We start from the raw sequence: 216 nt of genomic DNA, 5'->3' as shown, positions 1-216 counted from the left end.
TACTGGTTAATCGATCGAAATTATTTTCATTGATTGAATGGTAGAAATTACTCGAAGTTTATTTGAGAAATATTTGTCAGAAAATTGATGAGCCAAGATTGGTACCCTTTAAAGGTACTACTGATTTTAAACTGAAGAGTTTGATCATGGCTCAGATTGAACGCTGGCGGCAGGCTTAACACATGCAAGTCGAGCGGGGAAGAGTAGCTTGCTACT

At 38.0% G+C, this 216-nt stretch carries 1 rRNA gene; it reads left to right on the top strand.

What is annotated here, in order from left to right:
- Positions 1–128: 128 nt before the first annotated feature.
- Positions 129–216, top strand: a 16S ribosomal RNA gene (locus tag MMP72_RS15850); the annotation flags it as partial.

Source organism: Acinetobacter sp. NIPH 2699 (genome assembly GCF_022549355.1).
Classification (GTDB): domain Bacteria; phylum Pseudomonadota; class Gammaproteobacteria; order Pseudomonadales; family Moraxellaceae; genus Acinetobacter.
Note: the sequence above shows the minus strand (reverse complement) of the source record. Positions and strands in the feature narration are given on the sequence as shown.